Origin of the sequence: Enterococcus sp. AZ126, from assembly GCF_051714545.1 — a bacterium.
Classification (GTDB): domain Bacteria; phylum Bacillota; class Bacilli; order Lactobacillales; family Enterococcaceae; genus Enterococcus_L.
Genome location: NZ_JBIOSB010000001.1, coordinates 838,206 through 857,127 on the forward strand (window position 1 = coordinate 838,206; position 18,922 = coordinate 857,127).

The following is an 18,922-nucleotide window of genomic DNA, read 5'->3' on the forward strand; positions in this document are numbered from 1 at the left end:
CCCCTTCGCTGAGTTATTCTAAGCGGAGGTTTTTTGTTTTTGTAAATAATGTTGACAGGATTCTTACTCTTTAAAGGCGGAGAGACAAATCAAAGAAGGACTGTTTTCTTCATTTTATATTATCGATCGTGAAGATTCTTCTTTTATTTTGTGCCTGTTGTTATCCATTATTTTTTAGTCAAAATACCCTTTTTATCCCCCATCTAAATCAATTCCTAATGCCAAGCTTTATTTGATGATCAATTAAAATGATTAGCGAGGAATAAAAATGAAAACAGGAATGAAATTTTTAGTTTGTATACTTCTTTTGGTTCTCTTGATTATTATAGGAGTCGGCAGTTATACAGCAATCAGCTTTCATAATGGGAAAAAAATGGCTCAATCACAGGTAAACAAGAACAAGAATAATGATTTTTCTGGTGATCAGCAGACGAATATGAAAGAAATCACGATTATGATCATAGGTGATGACGGTCGAGAAGATGATGAAGATGGGGGACGCGCTGATACCTTAATGGTCGCCCACTATAACAGTGAAACAAAGCAACCCATATTAATATCAATTATGAGAGATTCTTATGTTTCAATACCGGGACATGGTTTGGAAAAAATCAATGCAGCCTATGCATATGGTGGAGCAGAATTAACGAGAAAAGTGCTTAATGACTCGTTTGGATTACCAATCAATTATTATATTTCAGCTGATTTTAATAATTTCATCCAACTGATCAATGAACTGTATCCAAAAGGCGTTGAAATCGATGCAGAAAAAGAGATCAATTTAGACAATGTCGATATAAAAAAAGGCAAGCAAATCATGGATGGCAACACATTGTTACAATATGCTCGTTTTCGAATGGACGAAGAGGGCGATTTTGGTCGCGTAAGAAGACAGCAACAAGTCATGGATGCTTTGGCTAAACAGTCCAAAGATGCTTTACCTCTAGCACAACTTCCAAAAATTGCTGGTGAAGCTGTTGGCTATTTGGATACAAACATACCTACTAACGTACTTATAGACTTAGCAAAAGATTTTCTTAAAGGGAATGTAAAAAATCTTGAAACATTATCTGTACCAGTTAAAGGGAGCTGGGCATTTAATGACTACACTGATGCCGGAAGTGTATTGGAAGTCGATGAGAAACTAAATGAAGAAGCGATTCATAAATTCTTGAATGATGGAGAAAGTCAATGAAACAAGTAAAGAGATTATCCAAACTTCATTACTTAGATTTTTATATTTTGATCCCTTATTTTATCTTATGTGTCGTAGGCATATTAATGGTCTATAGTTCCAGCTCTTACCAATTATTAGACAGTGATCTTGGAACTTCTAGTAAAGCAATCAAACAAATGATCTCTTTTATTTTTAGTTTAGTTTGCATGAGTATTGTGTATCGAATTAATTTGTCTGTTCTTCGTAAACCTAAAATCATGTATTTCATATTGGCACTTACTTTCCTTTCCATCATTGCCTTGCCGTTCATTGGAACGACAGTTGGTGGCGCAAAACGTTGGATCAACCTAGGCGTACTTTTGTTTCAACCTTCTGAGTTAGTTCCTTTAGTCATGATTTTATACTTGGCTGCAAACTTATCAAAAAATGATACCTTGGTTCCCTTTACGTTTAAAGACCATAAGCGATCGCTATTAGTCTCACTTTGCTTTATCCTTTTTGTCGCATTACAACCAAATATCGCAGGCGCTTCAATGATTTTCATACTTGTACTAGCCTTATTTTTATTTAGCGGTCTGTCTCCATTATTTACGTCACTGGCTTTAGTTGGCTTCATTGCGGCGAAACGGTTAGGAACTGTTCTTTTATTGTCGATTCCCACTAATTGGATGCCTCAAAAATTCAGCTATTTGGTGACAAGATTCGAAGTAATGCAAAATCCTTTCATCGACCCAACAGGGAAAGGATTCCAAACATCAAATGCTTACTATGCAATGCATAATGGCGGTTTTTGGGGATTAGGATTAGGAAATAGTATTCAGAAAAAAGGATTTCTTCCTGCCGCTGATACAGATTTCATCTTTGCAATTTGTATAGAAGAATTAGGATTGATTCTTTCTATCGGTATCTTATTTGCCGTTTTCTTTATTGTTGCTCGTTTATTCTTACTTGCAATAAAATCAAAAAATCTTTACTACTCTTATCTCTACCTTGGTTGTGGTATGTTGCTTTTACTTCAAGTGTCTGTAAATGTGGGCAGCCTGTTGGGTTACATTCCGATGACTGGACTTACCTTCCCTTTCATCAGCTACGGAGGCTCTAGTTTGTTAATACTAAGTATTACTTTAGGCATCGCTCTTAATGCACGCGCAACTGAGATCAGAGAAACTTATGAGCCGCAAGGAGGGATTTCATGAGAAAAGCATTACCTGCAAAAAGTGAACCAGTAAACTATGCCCTCCTCTTACCTGTTTTTCTTTTGATAATTATAGGATTTGTTGCACAGTATGGTGCTTTTCATGCTGATCCTGCTGTAGAATCTGTTATGCCTTTATTGAAAAAACAATTTTTATGGACTCTTTTAGGATTAGCGACAATGTTCACCACGATGTTTATTCCTATAAAATATTTATGGAAATTTACGCCAACGCTATATGGTTTATCCCTTTTTTTGATGGGATTACTGGTAAAATTTCACGATCCCGTTATGGCGGCGGCTACAGGAACAAAACGTTGGATTCGGCTGGGACCATTTTCATTTCAACCCTCTGAATTTATGAAACTTGGTTATATTTTGATGTTGGCCTATATTGTCACAAGAAGAAGACAACGCTCTGAAAGTCCATCAACTTTAAAAGAAGATTTTCGTTTATTGGGTGAATTATCCCTTGTCAGCCTCCCTGTCTTCGGATTGATGTTTTATCAAAAAGATTTTGGAACAAGTTTAGTTTTTATTTCGATTTTCCTTGGGGTAATCCTTGTATCTGGCTGTTCTTGGAAAATTTTGACGGTTGGTTTTGGGACTTTAGGTGTGCTTGGCGTCAGTGGTATTTTATTGGTTTTAACGGAGCGAGGACAAAAAATGCTTACCTATCTTCATTTCCAACCCTACCAATTCAATCGCATCCATGCTTGGCTTAATCCTTTTGAATATGCAGATTCGATTTCGTTTCAACAAGCAAGAGGTTTGACCGCAATCGGTTCTGGTGAAATGGTTGGACAAGGTCTGACAAATCTACAAGTCTATGTGCCTGTTCGAGAGTCAGATATGATTTTTACTGTAATTGGTGAAGCTTTCGGTTTTGTCGGGACCTGCGCATTGATTCTTTTGTTTTTTTACTTAATTTATCAAATGTTGATTTGTACATTAAATGCAAAACGTGAATTTTATGCCTATATTACGACTGGTGTGATCATGTATTTCTTGTTTCATATCCTTGAAAATATAGGGTCTAATATTGGATTGCTTCCATTGACGGGCATTCCTTTGCCTTTTATCAGTCAAGGCGGTACAGCTTATTTAGCTAATTTTATTGGCGTTGGGCTGATTCTTTCGATGTATTACCAGAAAGAAAAAGACTAGAGTATTCTTTTATTCATATTATGATCGGATTTGGACAGAAGTATTTAACCGTTAAAGTTATTAGGACTTCGCTTCTGTTCCCACCGTTTATCTGAAATCCATGTGAGTGAGATGTAACTGAAACAGTTATGTCCCACTCACATTATTTATTTTTAACTAAAATTCGAATAATGGAAATTCTTTTATCAGTATTCATAGAATATGCTCGTTATTAAAAAATTTTATAGAATAAATATATGATTAAAATGCACGTCCCATATTGTAAAGCTGTCAAAACTACAGCAAAAAGAACTCTTTTCTTATTTGGTCTTGTTTGCTCGATAGATGTGTAAATTAGTCGAATTAATTGAAGACTATAAATAGCCAGCGCAATAAATAAAATAGCAGGAGTTTTTACTGAAAAGAAGTAATTCAAGACACAGTAACTAGCTTGTGTTATTAATCCAACATAGAGCCAGCTGATTTCTTTCGACTTTGACACTGCTAACACCCCATTTTTTAAAGTAAATTTAGCATAAAAAAAGACGATTGATTTTATAAAACACTAAACTTGATGCCTACACTAGACCGAGACAAGCATATATAGACTATCTAACAAGGAACAGACTTTTTCTACCACATATCCTAATATAGAGCCCGAAATAAAACTGATCTGTGGTTTTGTTTCGGGCTCTTCAAATCCAGAATCTTTCATTATTTATCTCCCCAATCTTTTCAATAAAGAAAAAATAAATACTAAGAAATTCGAAACAAATGCTGGATCAGGAAAAATGATCAATGATCTGATTCTTTAGATTTAAGCTTTTTCTTGCGGACCTCTTTCGCCAATTTCTCAATGATAAATATCGCTGGGATTTGAGTGGTAACATCAGATTGGTCTATTTTTTCAATAGAAATATAATAAGGAATATTTATATCTGCTAAGCGAGCAATTGTTGATTTACTGTTATTTGTAACGGAAATTATTGAACTATCTGATAAATTTAAATGATTCAGGTACGTAATTATTTCATTTGTTTCGCCAGATACAGATAAAGCAATAATACACATTTTTTTTGCAAGTGTACTACTCAAATAATTAATAGGATAATTATTGGGATCTTCTATGCGAATAGCCATATTGAATAAAGAAGAAAAATACAACGCACCATACTCGGCTACTATATTAGATGTACCAATACCAATAAAAATAACCAATTCTTTTTCAAGTAATAATTATACTGATTCATCTATTTTATTTTTAAAAAAATTATCACTGGAACGAGTGATAAAGGTTATCAACTCTTCTTCTAACTCCGTATTATTCGTAGGTACACTCCCTTCTTTTGATGAACGAACGTATGCTTGTAAACGTATTTTAAATTCTGAGTAGCCTGAGGTTTTAAATTTTTTGCAAAACCTTAAAATACTTGCTGTACTTGTATGCGTATTATCTGCCAGTTCCCGTATAGACATTTTGTTCAACTCATCGAGATGTGAAATTACATATTTGTAAATAATTATATCTGTATCATTCAATACAGGGGTTTCCTCTAAAAATAACATATTATCTCCTTTGAATTTTAACAACGTTTTAGTATATATAAGCTTATATAAACACATGTCACATTTTGTGTCAACACTGTTACAAATGACAAAAGAATTACAATGTAACCGTTTCCTTTCCTTGTATATATTTTAGTAAAAAAAGAAACTATAATAAATAAAAAATAAGAAAAGAGGAATTATAGTGAAAAATGGTATTAAGATAGCCACTATTGGTGGCGGATCAAGCTATACACCAGAATTGATCGAAGGATTTATAAAACGTTATCATGAGTTACCTATTTCAGAACTTTGGCTAGTTGATATTGAAGCTGGTCGGGAAAAATTAGAGATTGTTGGCGCTTTAGCAAAACGTATGGTAGAAAAAGCTGGTTTACCAATCAAAATTGAATTGACTTTAGATAGAGAAGAAGCATTAAAAAATGCTGATTTTGTAACGACACAATTTCGCGTAGGTTTACTTAATGCACGCGAAAAAGATGAAATGATTCCATTTTAAAGTTCATTCTATTTTTAGTGACAGAACTTTTAGTAAAGGTTAATTAATAGCAATAATTTCTACTCGCTCAGCTAAAACCCAACCTGTCATACTATACATAAGAGGCCAACCACTATTCTTTTTTCTTCTAGTAAATCTTTATTACTTGAAAAAAAGTGTTTCATATCCAGCTTATCTAAATCTAAAATAATGCTATATAGTACTTCATCACTAAATTGATGCGCAATAGCACCTACAAATTCAATTCTTCTATTTGATTCTTCATTAGTTACATCAATCGTAAGTAGGCTATTTTTGAGATTAATATTGTAGTTTAAAATTTCGTAATCGTGTAGTGAGTTCATATTTTATTATTTTCCTTTTTAGCTTAGTTACCTTTTATTATTTATTCAAAATTATATTTTCAGGCTCACAGCCATTAATAATTTCAATGACAAAATAATGAAAGTATTCATTGCAAAATCAGTTTTCTTTAAGATACTTACTTTTCAAATCCATATATTCTTCATAAGCTTCATCTATTTTTTCTTTACATATTTTCTCCCATGAGCTGGCTAAGAATTCCTTCTTCTCACTGGCGTTCTCAACATTTGAATCGATATCCATCTCGCCTCCAAATCCTATACAATCTTCCACACCATGAACAAAGCCATTTCTTCCTGCATATGCTATTTCATGTTCTACAATAGTGCATCCTTCACTTGAATCAATAAGGTCTTTAAGTTTTGTTCCTTGTTCTAAATCTTGTTTCAAGTCCACATCATCGTCCAAAAAGAGTTCTATTAATATATGTTTCATCTTCATTTTATAATCCATCCTTATTTTTTATAATCATTTTTCGTAGATGACCTATTTGTGTGCTCTCATTATCGCATCTTATACAAATATGAATACTTAACACTATATATGTAAAAACCAGAAACCTTGTTAATTTAAGATTTCTGGTTTTTACTATTTAAGTCCCTGTTCTATCTCTAATGCCAGAACTATTAATAAAAATTACTTAACATCAATAATTTCCACTCGCTTAGCTAAAACCCATCCATTCATTCCATATGAAGAATATAAAACTTGGTAAGCTACATTTGCATTTCTGATTTCATTTTCCAGTTCCTCGAAGGAATCATACATGTATGAACCACGCTCTTTTTTCTACTTGCTGTAACAACCCTTCATTTTCTGAGAAAAAATCATCGAGTGGTCTTTACTCTAAATCTAAAATCACACTATAAGGTATTTCATCATAAAACTTATAAGTAAAAATATTATGAAATACTACTTGTTTTTCCTTTATGTCATTACTTATTTCTAAAGTTATCTTTTTTTCTTCGAAGTTTACAGTATAACTTTTTATTATATAATCATGCACATTCTTCATATCTACCATTCTCCTTTTCCATCTAGACTTTTTTCCCGATTTATTAAAAATAGATATTGGGAGACTTAACCATTCTAAACTAGTATAAACATACCAGTAAAGATACATAATAAGGTATAACTAATGTAAAATAAGGACATCATACGGATACAAAATAGCTTTCAGTTTAGCATTCAAAAAATCAAATGTTCTGACGGTGGCTTTTATTGTCTTGTTATTCAATAAAATTCTCATTTGTCCTAGCCTCTTTTTTAATGCCAAAATTCATAATAATACGCTTCATCATTTATTCAAAATTGTAATATCAGGATCAATAACACTTATAACTTCAATGACAAAATTAAGTGTGATTATTATATAGTGTTTCATATTTAAGTGCTCATATAAGCCTCCACTGGTTTTTTTTATAAGATTTCCGAAGTCTCCATCTTGCATCTCATAAATAACACTTTCAAATCCTTGTCCTTTAAATTTTTCAATTTCCTCATCACAGAAAATTCCTCTGAGATACATACCTTCATCAGCAACTCGCATAGCTTTAGTAGCGAAAAAATCAATTACAACCTTTTCCTTTTCATCTTTTCCGTATTCTAATTCTAGAACCAAACCATCCATATCACCACTTTTAATACTTACCAAATAGTCATGTCCACAGTGCGGTATCACTCCAGAAAATCTATCTATCCATTTTTCCATAATGTTTGAGTCTCCTTATTTGTATCTAATTTTGATTGCTGGTTTTCCATTTGGCCTTTGTATCTCAATTGTTGCCCCACCAGATTTACTTGTGGGTCTAACAATTACGGTTCGACCATCTTTTAAAGTTCCACTCATTCCATCTCCATTACTCAGATTTGACACATCATCTAGGTCTAACGAATTGAAATCATCCACGGCATCTGCGTAATCTCCAGGTTTTTCAAAATTTTTAGGATCATTTCTTTTATTTGTAGTTGTATCCTTTGCATCTTTCAAAACATTATCAATTGCCTTTTCTGCAGCTAAATTGATAGTAGGCACATTATTTATTTGATCCACAATAGATTGTCCGACTTTTACTGCTCCAGTCCCTTTTTTAATAGCATCCGCTATTTTTCCAGCTTTTCCGAGATTTCCTAATATACCGCCAAATCCAGGAGCAAGGGGCATTTCATTTTTCACAACTTTTATTTTTTCAAATTTATACTGATTTTTACTTAAGGAGTCCTTACATATTTCTAATTGAGCATATAGTTCTGGATACTTATCTGGAGAAACAATTTTTCCATCGTTCATCAGATACCAATGACCTAATTCATTTTTTACGATTTCGTACCCATCTAATTGACCAATCGCTTGTTTTACTTGTGCATCTTTCACTTTTTGTTTCATCTTTTCACGTTGCTTCCAACGTGTGTGAATAGGCTTGGCCCACGTCATATCTAAACGCTTCAAGTCAAATGTTCCTATTGCTGGATTCCATGCTTTAGAATTGGCTACTTGTGCTAAACCTGTGTTAAATTCTTGCTGACTCGCTTCATAATCTGAAAAGAAACCTGCTGATTGACCATCGTATGCATGAAATTTTTCTAATTTCTCTCGTCGTTTATCAATACTCTCACAGGCATTGATATATCTCCGTTCTAAATCTGGTCGCGGTGTTTTAGCGGTACTCATTTGGTGGTCTAAACGCTGCTTTAACTGCTCAAACTGATTGATTTCTTCTAGGATCAAATCTTCATCCGTATCAATCCCACTGACAGTTCCTTGATATTCACTAAGAAACTTTTTATGTGCACTTTCCAGCGCTTCACCTGTCATTATAGCAGATTGACATAACGGTGTATAAGCGACCATAAAATAATTTTTAGCTAAATCATATGCCTTACTGGAAAGCGGCGCAGATAGAAATAGTTGAATACTAGCTTGTAATGAATTGATGGCGTGATTGGCTTGTGTAGTCAATTGAGACGCTTGCGCTGATCGTGCCTGCGCTTCACTCACGTAAAATTTAAGCCCCATTTTCTTTTTCCTCTGATTTCTTCCAAAAAGCTTGTTGTTCTGCCTTTAGACTTTCTTCTTGATCAAACAATATTCGTTCATCTTTTTTTAGCTGAAGGAGTTGTTCATCAAATTCTCTTTGGGCTTTTTTAGCGAGATGAAGGCTATCGTCTCCTCTTTCTTCAAAAAAAGCTCGTTCCTCTGCTTCACAGTTTCCTAAAATAAAATTATAAGCAGCCTGTTCTTGTTACTGCAACTGGAAAAATTCTTCTTGTTGCTCTTCTATGTAGCGTTGCTCTTTTCTAATCGCTAACTGATCCTCTTGCAATTGTTCCAATCGAATTTTGAACTGATAATTTTTCCGATCAAATTCTTGTTGTTTCTGGATTTCACTCATAAAAGACCTCCTGGAAGATTAAATTTTTGTCAATTGTGCAATATTCTGATCGATTCGTTCAAATTCTTGCGCAACAGAATGAATGTTACCACCAGCGGAAACAACGCTGGTAGATAATGTCGCTAATCCTTGTTGATAGTTATTAATTGATTGTACAGCTGGTGCATTGCCTGAAACGTTGGTGCTAGAAGCCGATACAGAAACACTTATACTATTTAATGCACTGGCAGACTGACTAAAGGAAGCCGAAATACCACCGGCAATACTTGAATTACTATTAATAGCCATTTTGTTATTCCTATATAATCTTATTGTCTAATTTAGTTTATCATATACTAGATAAATTATAAATATGGAAACTAGATTAAAAAGAAACTATAGTGGCGTGTTTAAACAATCATATCAAAGTATTAAAAAGAAATACCTATGGCTTTCGTAACTTCTATAATTTCAAATTAAGAATTTTTTTACGTTTTTGGCACAATTTTTTTCAAGAAAACAAAAAACCTAGAGGGAAGTTCCTCTAGGAATCATACAAATCAATTTAATTATTTGGATTTTCTTCGCCAACATCAATTGACAAAGAGCTATTAAATTTCTATTCTTCTTCTTCCGCCATGAATGTATTGAATACTTCTTCAATCATATCCCATTCAGCATCTGTTTCGATTTGTTGTAATTCGCCTTCTGTTCCTTCATTGTTTTCGATGTAAGCATATGCTTGCAACTCAACATCTTCTTCTTCTGGAACACCAGCGGGATATAGAAGTACGTAATTTTTACCGAATTCTTCTTGTCCGTCAACGGTTAAAAGGATTTCGTATAATGTTTCATTTCCTTGTTCATCAACTAATGTGATATGCTCATGTCCTTCATGATCGTGATCATGGTTGTGCTCTTCTGTCATTGTCTTGCTCTCCTTTTATCTTACACTTGTATTTACAAGTCGATTAAATTTTATTGCTAGCACCGTCTAAATAATTTTGTAAAATCATGACAGCAGCTACTTTATCGATTACTTTCTTTCGTTTCGCTCTGGATGTATTAGCTTGTTCTACTAACATGCGTTCTGCCTGAACGGTGGTCAAACGCTCGTCTTGATACGTAACAGGAATTTGAAACAGCTCTTCGATTTTCTTACCATATGCCATTGATGCTTCAGCTCTAGGTCCGATCGAGTTATTCATATTCTTCGGTAAACCCACAACAAAACGAGTCACTTCGTATTCTTTAACTAATTCTGTCAAACGTTCAAAACCAAATTCTTCCTGCTCTTCATTGATCCGAATGATTTCCACACCTTGTGCTGTCCAGCCAAATGGATCACTGACAGCGATCCCTACAGTCTTTGAGCCAACATCAAGTCCCATTACTCTCATCGAATAGTGATTCCATGATCAGATAAGTAATACTTAACCAGCTCTTCCATGATCTCATCTCGTTCGTGACGACGAATCAAATTTCGAGCGTCTTGATAACGAGGAATGTAGGCGGGGTCTCCAGAAAGCAAATAGCCCACAATCTGATTGATCGGATTATATCCTTTTTCTTCTAAAGCCTTGTATACAGTAGCTAGAGTCTCACTTACTTCCTTCTTACGGCTGTCATCAAAATCAAAACGTACAGTTTCATCTGTAAAACCCATTTATCTACACCTCACTTTTATTCTATTCATACAGTCTCATTCTACTAAAAACAAAGCGAAACTACAAACAAAACTTAATATTTTCTTCTATATATTAAAGATTTTCTTTAAATTTAACAAAATAAGCTGATTATTCGATGGCTAAACTGCTTTTGGTCTTTGTTTTGATTGAAAGAAACTGAGAATTTTTTATATAACATGTTTTTTTATTGTATACTATACTAAAATCTTGAATACAAAATAAAGGAGTATTTTATGTTTATTTGGATCATCTTTGTGTTTAGTGTGTTATTCATTATCTTATTTCGTTTTTTTCTAAGTCAGTCAAAAAAACCGTCTGGAATCATTGGAGTACTAATGATGAATTTGTGGAACCCTGTTTATCTTCCCTTAGTTAAATGGTCCATGAGTAAGATTAAAATAAATGATGGCACTACTATTTTAGATATTGGTGTCGGCAATGGCGCTTCAAGTGATTTTCTTTTGCAGCAAGCTCATTCATTATCTTTAATAGGTATCGACTTTTCGGAAGCTGCGATCACACAAGCCAAAAAGAAATACGCTAACAAACAGATTCAGTTTGAACTAATGGATGTTCATTTTCTTACATTTGATTCTGAACGCTTCGATTTCGTTACGGCTTTTCAAACACATTTTCATTGGACGGATCTACATCAAGCTATACATGAAATTCATCGCGTTCTTAAACCTAACGGTATTGCTGTTTTTGCTTGCGAGACAGCAAAAATCAATTATTTTTTACCAGAATTAAAAAGAACAGCTGATTTTCAAGCTAAAATGTCCGGCTTTGGCTTTGTATTGGTAGATCACTATGGGACAGCTAAATGGAGCCTGTTTATTTTTAAAAAAATAAAATGATACCAAACGAAAAAGTCGTTTAATATCATCCTTTTATCTATATGTTTGACATAAGTTTGACCATCAACGCCTTTTGAGCATGAAGACGGTTGGCTGCCTCTTGGTAAATTACAGAGTGAGCTCCATCTATAATGTCAGCGGTCACTTCTTCTCCTCTGTGCGCAGGTAAACAATGCAAGAATAAGTAATCTTTTTTGGCTTGAACAGCTAATCGATTATTGATTTGAAATGTCTTGAATACTTCTTCCCGCTCTTTTTGTTCTGACTCGTCTCCCATACTTGCCCAAACATCTGTTATTAAGACATCTGCATTTTTAGCCGCTTGATCCGGGTCATTTACTATTTCGATTTTACTACCGCTTGCTTTTGCATTTTTTTTGGCAAGCTCAATAAATTGAGGCTTTGGTTCATAGCCTTTAGGTGTTGCGATCGTGACATCCATCCCAACTAAGCTACCGCCAATCAGAAATGAATGAGCCATATTATTGCCATCACCAATATAGGTTAATTTGATTCCTTCTAGTTTTCCTTTTTCCTCATAAATCGTTTGGAAATCTGCTAGTATCTGGCAAGGATGGTGATCATCCGTTAGTCCGTTGATTACTGGGATCGATGCTTCTTCTGCTAATTCTGCGACCATTTTATCTGAATAGGTCCGGATCATAATTGCATCAACATAACTAGACATAACGTTCGCTGTATCTTTGACAGGTTCACCTCGTCCCATTTGAGTATTTTTTGAATCTAGAACGATTGCTTGACCCCCAAGCTGAATAATTCCTGCTTCAAATGAAACGCGGGTTCGTGTGCTGTTCTTTTCAAAAATCATAGCTAGTATTTTTCCAGCTAAAACACCACGATAGGCTTCTGGATCGGCTTTAATTGCTACAGCAAGTTCAATGATCGATAAAAAATCCTCTTTTGTTAATTCGGTTAAATTTAAAATACTTTTGCCATACATTGAATTCATCTATATTACTCCTTTTACTAGAAAATTTAAGTCAACTCATCCTGACTCACCTATGAAACGAGATTATTTAAAACTTTATCTAGTATCGCTAATCCTTTCGTAATTTCTTCCTCAGTGATCGTCAATGGCGGTAGCAGTCGTAAAACGTTTTGACCAGCTTTTAATGTGAGTAACCCTTCTGCTTCTAATTGTTCCAATGTAGCATTTAGTGTCTCTTGGTCAGATACTTCAACACCGATCATCAGCCCTTTCCCTCGAACCTCTTTGATTATCGGATTATTTTCTGCAATTTGGGTTAAACCATGAAATAACTGCTGCCCTTTTTTTTGGACATCCTGCAAAAAAATTGGTTGATTGATACGCTCAACAACTTTATAAGCAACACGCATCGCCAATTTATTCCCGCCAAAAGTCGAACCGTGGCTGCCTGGCCCAAATGCTGTTGCTAAACTAGCCTTACCAACCATTGCCCCAACTGGGATCCCGTTTCCCAAACCTTTTGCCAGTGTGAAAATGTCTGGATCGATTTTATAGTGTTCATAAGCATATAAAGTACCTGTTCGTCCCATTCCCGTTTGGATTTCGTCAACGATCAGTAAAGCCCCAAATTTATGACAAAGTGATTGAACCGCTTGAATCCATTGTTCATCTGCTGGAGATACACCACCTTCCCCTTGGATCACTTCCAGCATAACAGCCGCTGTATGGTGATCGATAGTGGCTTTTAATGGTTCGATCTCATTAAAAGGCAAATAGACAAAATCAGGAACTAAAGGTGCGAACCCCTCATGGATACTATCTTGACCTGTCGCACTCATTGCGCCATATGTTCTACCGTGAAAAGAATTCACAAACGTGATGATTTTACTTTTCCCCGTTGCTTTGCGTGCTAATTTTATCGCCGCCTCATTTGCTTCTGCACCACTATTACAAAAATAGCTGATATAGTCTTTTCCATTCGCCAATTTCTCAGCTGTTTGTTCCTGTAAATGATTTTCATATAAATTAGGCGTATGCCATAAAAGATTTGATTGCTTCAGCAATTCTTGATTTAATTCCGGATCATTATAACCTAAGTTCATTACTCCGATACCACTAGTAAAATCCAGATAGTCTTGCCCCTTTTGATCGGTCAGAGTCTGTTTAGCTCCTTTGATCAATTCTAGTTCTTTTCTTTTATAATTCGGAAATAAATAACTCATGCAAAGACCTCCTTTGATTTGATGATCGTACCAGCATGCTGGATTTTATTTGTGATGTGAACTTCTTTTACGCCACCTTTAATCGCCGTTACAGCACTTTCTAATTTTGGTAGCATACCGCCTTTGATTATTTTAGCTGTTTTCAATTTGGGTACTTCGCTTGTAGAAAGTTCTTTCAACCATTGATCGTCCCTTTTCACTCCTGGGACATCTGTCAATAAATATAATTTTTCAGCTTGTAATTCTTCTGCCACCTTACAAGCTACATGATCAGCATTGATATTAAGCCATTCGCCATTTTTTGTTAAACCTAATGGTGCAATGATCGGAATATGTTTGGTTTCAAGCAAATGCTCCAACAATTCTGTGTCTACTTGTTTGACTTGTCCAACTGCACCTAATGTATTCTTATCAAGATATGCGCCAGTAATGATTTGACCGCAAGAAGCATTTAAACCAACAACTGAAAATCCTTCTTGTTGAAAATGAGTTGTGATCATCAGTTGGACTTGACCAATCAAAACCATTTGCGTTATTTTCAAGGTCTCTTCTGTCGTTACACGGAGTCCATCTTGAATCGCTACAGGTATATTCAAACGTTGCATCATTTCAGATATATAATGCCCTCCGCCGTGAACGATCACGACTTTTTTCCCTTCTTTTTGCCATTGATCGACTTGCTTGAAAAATGATTTTGTTAAGTTATCACTAGCTACTCCGCCCATTTTTATAACGATGACCTTCTTCATACTTGCCACTCCTTCTAAGTTTGACTTCCTCATTTTATTTACTGTTTAATTTTTATGGATAAATTGGTAACTGATCCAAGCCGCATCTTTCATCAAATCCTGCAAAAATATTCAAATTTTGGATTGCTTGTCCAGCCGCTCCTTTACCTAGATTATCGATGACTGTTACAATTGTGATCATATTCGTTTTTGGATTGTAGGCAAGTCCAATATCGCAATAGTTTGAGCCGATTACTTGTTTAAGTACTGGATATTGTCCGACTTCTTGAATCCGAATAAACGGACTTTTTTCAAAATGCGCTTGGTATAGCTGAACTAATTCCTCGTCAGAAATTGGTTGTTTTAATTTTGCATAGGCGGTTAAAAAAATTCCTCTGGTCACAGGAATCAACGAAGTTGAAAATTGAATCGCTGAAAGCTCCGGAGCCCATTTTTTTAACTGCTGGACGATTTCTGGAATATGCTGGTGACTATTCATTTTGTATAGTGTCATATTATCGTGAGTTTCAGAAAAATGAGTCATTTGGGATAGTCCTTTTCCCGCACCCGAAATGCCTGATTTGGCATCGATAACTATAGAATCTAAATCAATTTTGTTGTCTATTAGTAAGGGTGCTAAGGATAATTCTGTAGCGGTCGCATAGCAGCCTGGATTGGCGATCCATTTTGATTGTCTATTTTCTCGATATTCTGCTAAGCCGTAATCAAAATTTTGAATTACATTCAAAGGTGCTGGACTCGATCCGTACCATGTTTCATATTCACCCACTTCTTTTAAGCGAAAGTCTCCTGATAAATCGATTACAGGGAAATTGGCTGCAATAAACGGGAGAGCTAATTCTTTTGAAATACCGGATGGTGTTGCTAATAGGACTAAGTCACTTGTTTCCATGATTTTTTCTGGATTAATTGTTTCTAGAGGCAAAGAAACTAGTTGTTTCAAATGTGGATTAACATCTTCTAATGATTTTTTATTCATTGAATGACTGTGAATCGAAGCCACTTCAACAAATGGATGTTGCTTTAGGTAGCGTAAAAGTTCCAACCCACTATATCCTGTCACACCAACAATTGAGACCTTCATCTTTTTCACTTCTTTTCATTTTATTTTTTTAAAACACGTGTTGTTTTTCATATTATAAGTTTTTTGATTAGACAAGTCAACGGTTATTTATTTATTTTTTATGAATTAATTAAATAAATATGCAAAAATAACGAAAGCATTCATTTTAATTTGAATAAAAATAAATAGACTAGGATAGAACTCTACGAGTTCTATCCTAGTCTTAAGGAATCCAAATAAACGGTGCAGCAAAAGCAGATTCTTCAGAAATAAATGCTTCTGTCCTAACCTCTTCTACTTATTTTTTTAGTTCTAGTTTCCTTTATATCTTTTATACAGAAAGATAAATCGTGATTGTTCCATCTGCATTATATTGTTCAACATCACTTAAATAACTACGTCTTTTTTCTAGCGCTTCGTCTCCCCATATTTTTTGCCACGTTTCTCCTACGCCTTTAGGAGTCGCCTCTGTTACTACAATTTCTACATACTCACCGGCATGAATGATTGAACTATCAGAAAAATCAGCTTGCTCATTTCCTATCAATAAATCATAGTCTCCTTTAAAATTGCTTTCATAATTTGAATAGACCGCGAAAAATCCTCCCTCTAGTCGCATCTCAGGAACTTTATTCCATAAAGCAATAATTTCGTCTAAACGATGATTATTCGTTCGGATTTTTTTTCCTTTAATCCTTTTTTCTGTTAATTGAATGGCCATTTTATTCACTCCTTTTACATTTATGAGTTGAGCATAACACAAAAATACTGACAACTATCTGTCAGTATTTCAGTCAATTTTTAAATTTTTATAGATAAAATTGCACCATCACAATTCCGACTAAAATAAAAATACCTGGTAGATAATTTGACACTCTGATTTTAGTAATTCCCATAATATTCAAACCAATTCCTAAAATCATCAATCCACCGATTGCACTTATTTCACCCATCAGTAAATCCAATAGTTCTTTAGGAATATAACGCATCAAAACACTAGCAAAAACAGCGATAATACCTTGATAAAGAAAAACAGGAACTGCAGAAAAAAGTACCCCCACACCTAAAGTCGCGGTCAACATAATCGACATAAAGCCATCCATCACAGCTTTGGTCAATAGCGTTTGATGATTGTGTGCAACACCACTTTCAATTGCGCCAATGATTCCCATAGATCCAATCAGAAAAATCAGTGACGCTGTCACAAACCCTTCAGCAAAATTGCTACCCGGTTTTGCATATCGTTTTTCTAGCTTCAATCCAAGTGCATTCATCTTATCTTCGATTCCCAGTACTTCACCAAGCATTGCACCTAAACACAAACTAATCAGGATCACAATAAAAGATGATGTTTTAAACGCCATCTGAATACCTAATACTAAAACCCCAAGCCCAATAGCTTTCGTCACAGTGTCTTTCATTTGTTCTGAAATATTTCGTAAAACCGCTCCAAGTAGACTTCCAAGAGCAATTGCCACTCCATTAACCAAAGAACCCAATAAAATCATTTTTTCATCCCACTCTTTCTATATTTTCACACTTTTTCTTATTATACGACAAGAAGTGTTGAAGGGATATTCCAATGTTTAACTATTTTTAAAATAAGGAAATCGTTTTGCTATTTGTGCACAATGATTGAGAGATATTTTTATTTTTATTGTTCCGTGCTATTTTTTCTCTCAATAATCAACTATACTAATCTTAGATAAAATGATACAACGTAAAAGTGAGGAAAATAAATGACTACCATTGATATAGAAAAAGTCTTGGAGACCTGTTTACTGGCAGGTAAGATCATGTTAGAAAGTGATGCAGAAATGTATCGAGTCGAAGATACTATGAGTCGAATTGCTTTAGCATCTGGAAATTATCGCCTTGTAAGCTACGTCACACAAACAGGTCTTTTCGTGGGGCTGGATGGAACATCAACAATTCGGATGGTTCAAATTTTAAATCGTTCGATCAATTTGGAAAAAGTTTCCACAATCAATCAGCTTTCTAGAGAATATGTTGTTGGATGTCTTACATTAGATGAGCTTCTAGAACAGCTCAAAACGCTAGAACAAGAACGTAAGTTTTTCCCCTTATGGTTGAGATTTACCAGTGCCGCTATCGTCAGCGGAACAATCATGATTTTGTTTGGTGGCGTCTGGGCTGATTTGCTCTTAACTTGTTTAATTGGCGGTTTGGGTTATATTCTTTATTACTCCAGTTTAAGAGTGTTACGTATTAAATTCCTATCAGAATTTTTAGCTGCCTTCTTTATTGGTTGCGCGGCTCTTTTAAGCAGCAAAATCGGGTTAGGAGTTAATCAAGATATGATTATTATCGGCTGTGTAATGCCCCTTGTCCCAGGTGTTCAGATCACAAATGCATTGCGCGATTTACTAGCTGGACATTATCTATCCGGTGTGTCTAGAGGAACAGAGGCCATGATGACATCTTGCATGATCGGTTTTGCCATTGCATTTGTTTTCCAATTATTTTATTAGAAAAAACCTTTGTTGTTTTAGCAAACTCATTTATAAGATATAAGAATTTGGAGGTTTTCAAATGCTCAATTTACTGATTCAATTTTCCTTTAGCTTTTTCGCTTCAGCAGCATATGCCATCCTTACAAATGTGCCTAGGCGCTCTCTAGTTGCTTGTGGCTTATCTGGTGCAATTGGCTGGATGCTGTATTGGCTTTCAACTCAATTAGGTGCTAATGCTGCACTAGGCTCTCTCTTGGGTGCCTTGAGTGTTGCAGCTGTCAGTTTTGTCTGTTCACGAAAACTGAAATTACCTGTAACGATTTTCAACATCCCGGGAATGGTCCCTTTAGTCCCTGGTGGTCTTGCTTATCAGGCGGTAAGAAATGTCGTTATCGGAAACTATGAAACAGCGATTTATTCAGCCGTACAAGCAGTCATGATTGCAGGCGCAATAGCTTTAGGTTTAGTTTTATCTGAAGTGTTGAATCATAATATTCGCAACTTTAGAGAAAAACGAGATATCGTGAGTTTAATTAGAAAAAAAGAAGATAAAAAACACTAGCATTAATTACTAAAATGGGGTGAATCGATGAGTGTTATAT

23 protein-coding genes and 3 pseudogenes are annotated in these 18,922 nt (G+C 34.9%); 8 read left to right on the forward strand and 18 right to left on the reverse strand.

From position 1 onward, the window contains the following. The first annotated feature begins 268 nt into the window (after positions 1-268). From IGI43_RS04125 to IGI43_RS04135, 3 genes are read left to right on the forward strand one after another with little or no spacing between them, the layout of a single operon-like run. A complete protein-coding gene (locus IGI43_RS04125; protein WP_438756567.1) occupies positions 269-1,195 on the forward strand; it encodes an LCP family protein in 927 nt (308 codons plus the stop codon). Then, positions 1,192-2,373 (forward strand): FtsW/RodA/SpoVE family cell cycle protein, encoded by a 1,182-nt coding sequence (locus IGI43_RS04130; protein WP_438756568.1) that lies wholly within the window; start codon positions 1,192-1,194, stop codon positions 2,371-2,373. Before IGI43_RS04125 ends, IGI43_RS04130 begins: the two co-directional genes overlap by 4 nt. After that, the gene (locus IGI43_RS04135) at positions 2,370-3,539 is read left to right on the forward strand and encodes an FtsW/RodA/SpoVE family cell cycle protein (RefSeq protein WP_438756569.1); all 1,170 of its coding nucleotides are present in this window, start codon (positions 2,370-2,372) and stop codon (positions 3,537-3,539) included. The genes IGI43_RS04130 and IGI43_RS04135 overlap by 4 nt, the downstream gene beginning before the upstream one ends. Before the next feature lie 774 nt (positions 3,540-4,313). On the opposite strand, the pseudogene IGI43_RS04140 reads toward IGI43_RS04135, so the two are convergent. Further along, positions 4,314-5,084 (reverse strand): annotated as a pseudogene (locus tag IGI43_RS04140) (MurR/RpiR family transcriptional regulator). Between the two features lie 184 nt (positions 5,085-5,268). On the opposite strand from IGI43_RS04140, the pseudogene IGI43_RS04145 reads away from it, so the two are divergent. Next, positions 5,269-5,577 (forward strand): annotated as a pseudogene (locus IGI43_RS04145) (6-phospho-beta-glucosidase); the annotation flags it as partial. 92 nt (positions 5,578-5,669) lie between these two features. On the opposite strand, the gene IGI43_RS04150 reads toward IGI43_RS04145, so the two are convergent. From IGI43_RS04150 to IGI43_RS04185, 8 genes are all read right to left on the reverse strand, one after another. Continuing rightward, the gene (locus IGI43_RS04150) at positions 5,670-5,927 is read right to left on the reverse strand and encodes a hypothetical protein (RefSeq protein ID WP_438756570.1); all 258 of its coding nucleotides are present in this window, start codon (positions 5,925-5,927) and stop codon (positions 5,670-5,672) included. 118 nt (positions 5,928-6,045) lie between these two features. Further along, a complete protein-coding gene (locus IGI43_RS04155) occupies positions 6,046-6,387 on the reverse strand; it encodes a hypothetical protein (RefSeq protein WP_438756571.1) in 342 nt (113 codons plus the stop codon). Between the two features lie 195 nt (positions 6,388-6,582). After that, on the reverse strand, positions 6,583-6,714 hold the full coding sequence (locus tag IGI43_RS04160; protein WP_438756572.1) for a hypothetical protein: 132 nt from the start codon (positions 6,712-6,714) through the stop codon (positions 6,583-6,585). A 73-nt stretch (positions 6,715-6,787) separates the two neighbouring features. Next, positions 6,788-6,961: a hypothetical protein gene (locus IGI43_RS04165; RefSeq protein WP_438756573.1), complete on the reverse strand. Its 174-nt coding sequence runs from the start codon at positions 6,959-6,961 to the stop codon at positions 6,788-6,790. Positions 6,962-7,243: 282 nt separating this feature from the next. After that, positions 7,244-7,657 (reverse strand): hypothetical protein, encoded by a 414-nt coding sequence (locus tag IGI43_RS04170; protein ID WP_438756574.1) that lies wholly within the window; start codon positions 7,655-7,657, stop codon positions 7,244-7,246. Between the two features lie 15 nt (positions 7,658-7,672). Next, positions 7,673-8,962, reverse strand: a complete 1,290-nt coding sequence (locus tag IGI43_RS04175) for a hypothetical protein (protein WP_438756575.1) — start codon at positions 8,960-8,962, stop codon at positions 7,673-7,675. Positions 8,963-9,188: 226 nt separating this feature from the next. Beyond that, the gene (locus tag IGI43_RS04180) at positions 9,189-9,338 is read right to left on the reverse strand and encodes a hypothetical protein (RefSeq protein WP_438756576.1); all 150 of its coding nucleotides are present in this window, start codon (positions 9,336-9,338) and stop codon (positions 9,189-9,191) included. Positions 9,339-9,356: 18 nt separating this feature from the next. Next, complete coding sequence (locus IGI43_RS04185; RefSeq protein ID WP_438756577.1) at positions 9,357-9,626, reverse strand: TIGR04197 family type VII secretion effector; 270 nt, start codon at positions 9,624-9,626, stop codon at positions 9,357-9,359. A gap of 98 nt (positions 9,627-9,724) precedes the next feature. Between IGI43_RS04185 and IGI43_RS04190 the strand changes: the two are divergent. Beyond that, a pseudogene (locus IGI43_RS04190) lies at positions 9,725-9,865 on the forward strand (transposase); the annotation flags it as partial. A 71-nt stretch (positions 9,866-9,936) separates the two neighbouring features. On the opposite strand, the gene IGI43_RS04195 reads toward IGI43_RS04190, so the two are convergent. The 3 genes from IGI43_RS04195 to IGI43_RS04205 are packed head-to-tail and all read right to left on the reverse strand — an operon-like array spanning position 9,937 to position 10,983. Beyond that, positions 9,937-10,245 (reverse strand): DUF1292 domain-containing protein, encoded by a 309-nt coding sequence (locus tag IGI43_RS04195; RefSeq protein ID WP_438756578.1) that lies wholly within the window; start codon positions 10,243-10,245, stop codon positions 9,937-9,939. A gap of 43 nt (positions 10,246-10,288) precedes the next feature. Next, the gene (gene ruvX / locus IGI43_RS04200; RefSeq protein WP_438756579.1) at positions 10,289-10,717 is read right to left on the reverse strand and encodes a Holliday junction resolvase RuvX; all 429 of its coding nucleotides are present in this window, start codon (positions 10,715-10,717) and stop codon (positions 10,289-10,291) included. Next, on the reverse strand, positions 10,714-10,983 hold the full coding sequence (locus tag IGI43_RS04205) for an IreB family regulatory phosphoprotein (protein ID WP_010760982.1): 270 nt from the start codon (positions 10,981-10,983) through the stop codon (positions 10,714-10,716). Before IGI43_RS04205 ends, ruvX begins: the two co-directional genes overlap by 4 nt. Before the next feature lie 360 nt (positions 10,984-11,343). Here IGI43_RS04205 and IGI43_RS04210 point away from each other — a divergent pair, with 360 nt between their 5' ends. After that, on the forward strand, positions 11,344-11,862 hold the full coding sequence (locus tag IGI43_RS04210) for a class I SAM-dependent methyltransferase (RefSeq protein WP_438756580.1): 519 nt from the start codon (positions 11,344-11,346) through the stop codon (positions 11,860-11,862). A gap of 37 nt (positions 11,863-11,899) precedes the next feature. On the opposite strand, the gene argF is transcribed toward IGI43_RS04210, so the two are convergent. From argF to IGI43_RS04240, 6 genes are all read right to left on the reverse strand, one after another. Beyond that, positions 11,900-12,832 carry an ornithine carbamoyltransferase gene (gene argF / locus IGI43_RS04215; RefSeq protein ID WP_438756581.1) on the reverse strand — a complete coding sequence of 311 codons (933 nt, stop codon included), beginning with the start codon at positions 12,830-12,832 and terminating at the stop codon, positions 11,900-11,902. Positions 12,833-12,882: 50 nt separating this feature from the next. Continuing rightward, complete coding sequence (locus IGI43_RS04220) at positions 12,883-14,034, reverse strand: acetylornithine transaminase (RefSeq protein WP_438756582.1); 1,152 nt, start codon at positions 14,032-14,034, stop codon at positions 12,883-12,885. After that, positions 14,031-14,783: an acetylglutamate kinase gene (gene argB / locus IGI43_RS04225; protein WP_438756583.1), complete on the reverse strand. Its 753-nt coding sequence runs from the start codon at positions 14,781-14,783 to the stop codon at positions 14,031-14,033. Before argB ends, IGI43_RS04220 begins: the two co-directional genes overlap by 4 nt. A gap of 52 nt (positions 14,784-14,835) precedes the next feature. Further along, positions 14,836-15,867 carry an N-acetyl-gamma-glutamyl-phosphate reductase gene (argC, locus tag IGI43_RS04230; protein WP_438756584.1) on the reverse strand — a complete coding sequence of 344 codons (1,032 nt, stop codon included), beginning with the start codon at positions 15,865-15,867 and terminating at the stop codon, positions 14,836-14,838. 310 nt (positions 15,868-16,177) lie between these two features. After that, a complete protein-coding gene (locus IGI43_RS04235) occupies positions 16,178-16,567 on the reverse strand; it encodes a GyrI-like domain-containing protein (RefSeq protein ID WP_438756585.1) in 390 nt (129 codons plus the stop codon). Between the two features lie 88 nt (positions 16,568-16,655). Next, positions 16,656-17,354, reverse strand: a complete 699-nt coding sequence (locus tag IGI43_RS04240) for a DUF554 domain-containing protein (protein ID WP_438756586.1) — start codon at positions 17,352-17,354, stop codon at positions 16,656-16,658. Positions 17,355-17,585: 231 nt separating this feature from the next. On the opposite strand from IGI43_RS04240, the gene IGI43_RS04245 reads away from it, so the two are divergent. Together IGI43_RS04245 and IGI43_RS04250 are read left to right on the forward strand one after the other, a co-directional pair. Next, the gene (locus tag IGI43_RS04245; RefSeq protein WP_438756587.1) at positions 17,586-18,338 is read left to right on the forward strand and encodes a threonine/serine exporter family protein; all 753 of its coding nucleotides are present in this window, start codon (positions 17,586-17,588) and stop codon (positions 18,336-18,338) included. A gap of 61 nt (positions 18,339-18,399) precedes the next feature. After that, positions 18,400-18,882 carry a threonine/serine exporter family protein gene (locus tag IGI43_RS04250; RefSeq protein WP_438756589.1) on the forward strand — a complete coding sequence of 161 codons (483 nt, stop codon included), beginning with the start codon at positions 18,400-18,402 and terminating at the stop codon, positions 18,880-18,882. Positions 18,883-18,922: the final 40 nt, after the last annotated feature.

Excerpts from the sequence above, each read along its gene's own strand:
- IGI43_RS04135 (WP_438756569.1), top strand. The coding sequence starts at position 2,370 with ATGAGAAAAGCATTACCTGCAAAAAGTGAACCAGTAAACTATGCCCTC.
- IGI43_RS04210 (WP_438756580.1), top strand. The coding sequence starts at position 11,344 with ATGAATTTGTGGAACCCTGTTTATCTTCCCTTAGTTAAATGGTCCATG.
- IGI43_RS04220 (WP_438756582.1), bottom strand. The coding sequence starts at position 14,034 with ATGAGTTATTTATTTCCGAATTATAAAAGAAAAGAACTAGAATTGATC.
- IGI43_RS04150 (WP_438756570.1), bottom strand. The coding sequence starts at position 5,927 with ATGAACTCACTACACGATTACGAAATTTTAAACTACAATATTAATCTC.
- IGI43_RS04165 (WP_438756573.1), bottom strand. The coding sequence starts at position 6,961 with ATGAAGAATGTGCATGATTATATAATAAAAAGTTATACTGTAAACTTC.
- IGI43_RS04170 (WP_438756574.1), bottom strand. The coding sequence starts at position 7,657 with ATGGAAAAATGGATAGATAGATTTTCTGGAGTGATACCGCACTGTGGA.
- IGI43_RS04160 (WP_438756572.1), bottom strand. The coding sequence starts at position 6,714 with ATGTATGATTCCTTCGAGGAACTGGAAAATGAAATCAGAAATGCAAAT.
- IGI43_RS04250 (WP_438756589.1), top strand. The coding sequence starts at position 18,400 with ATGCTCAATTTACTGATTCAATTTTCCTTTAGCTTTTTCGCTTCAGCA.
- IGI43_RS04155 (WP_438756571.1), bottom strand. The coding sequence starts at position 6,387 with ATGAAGATGAAACATATATTAATAGAACTCTTTTTGGACGATGATGTG.
- IGI43_RS04235 (WP_438756585.1), bottom strand. The coding sequence starts at position 16,567 with ATGGCCATTCAATTAACAGAAAAAAGGATTAAAGGAAAAAAAATCCGA.
- IGI43_RS04175 (WP_438756575.1), bottom strand. The coding sequence starts at position 8,962 with ATGGGGCTTAAATTTTACGTGAGTGAAGCGCAGGCACGATCAGCGCAA.
- ruvX (WP_438756579.1), bottom strand. The coding sequence starts at position 10,717 with ATGAGAGTAATGGGACTTGATGTTGGCTCAAAGACTGTAGGGATCGCT.
- IGI43_RS04205 (WP_010760982.1), bottom strand. The coding sequence starts at position 10,983 with ATGGGTTTTACAGATGAAACTGTACGTTTTGATTTTGATGACAGCCGT.
- argC (WP_438756584.1), bottom strand. The coding sequence starts at position 15,867 with ATGAAGGTCTCAATTGTTGGTGTGACAGGATATAGTGGGTTGGAACTT.
- IGI43_RS04130 (WP_438756568.1), top strand. The coding sequence starts at position 1,192 with ATGAAACAAGTAAAGAGATTATCCAAACTTCATTACTTAGATTTTTAT.
- argB (WP_438756583.1), bottom strand. The coding sequence starts at position 14,783 with ATGAAGAAGGTCATCGTTATAAAAATGGGCGGAGTAGCTAGTGATAAC.
- argF (WP_438756581.1), bottom strand. The coding sequence starts at position 12,832 with ATGAATTCAATGTATGGCAAAAGTATTTTAAATTTAACCGAATTAACA.
- IGI43_RS04245 (WP_438756587.1), top strand. The coding sequence starts at position 17,586 with ATGACTACCATTGATATAGAAAAAGTCTTGGAGACCTGTTTACTGGCA.
- IGI43_RS04185 (WP_438756577.1), bottom strand. The coding sequence starts at position 9,626 with ATGGCTATTAATAGTAATTCAAGTATTGCCGGTGGTATTTCGGCTTCC.
- IGI43_RS04125 (WP_438756567.1), top strand. The coding sequence starts at position 269 with ATGAAAACAGGAATGAAATTTTTAGTTTGTATACTTCTTTTGGTTCTC.
- IGI43_RS04195 (WP_438756578.1), bottom strand. The coding sequence starts at position 10,245 with ATGACAGAAGAGCACAACCATGATCACGATCATGAAGGACATGAGCAT.
- IGI43_RS04240 (WP_438756586.1), bottom strand. The coding sequence starts at position 17,354 with ATGATTTTATTGGGTTCTTTGGTTAATGGAGTGGCAATTGCTCTTGGA.
- IGI43_RS04180 (WP_438756576.1), bottom strand. The coding sequence starts at position 9,338 with ATGAGTGAAATCCAGAAACAACAAGAATTTGATCGGAAAAATTATCAG.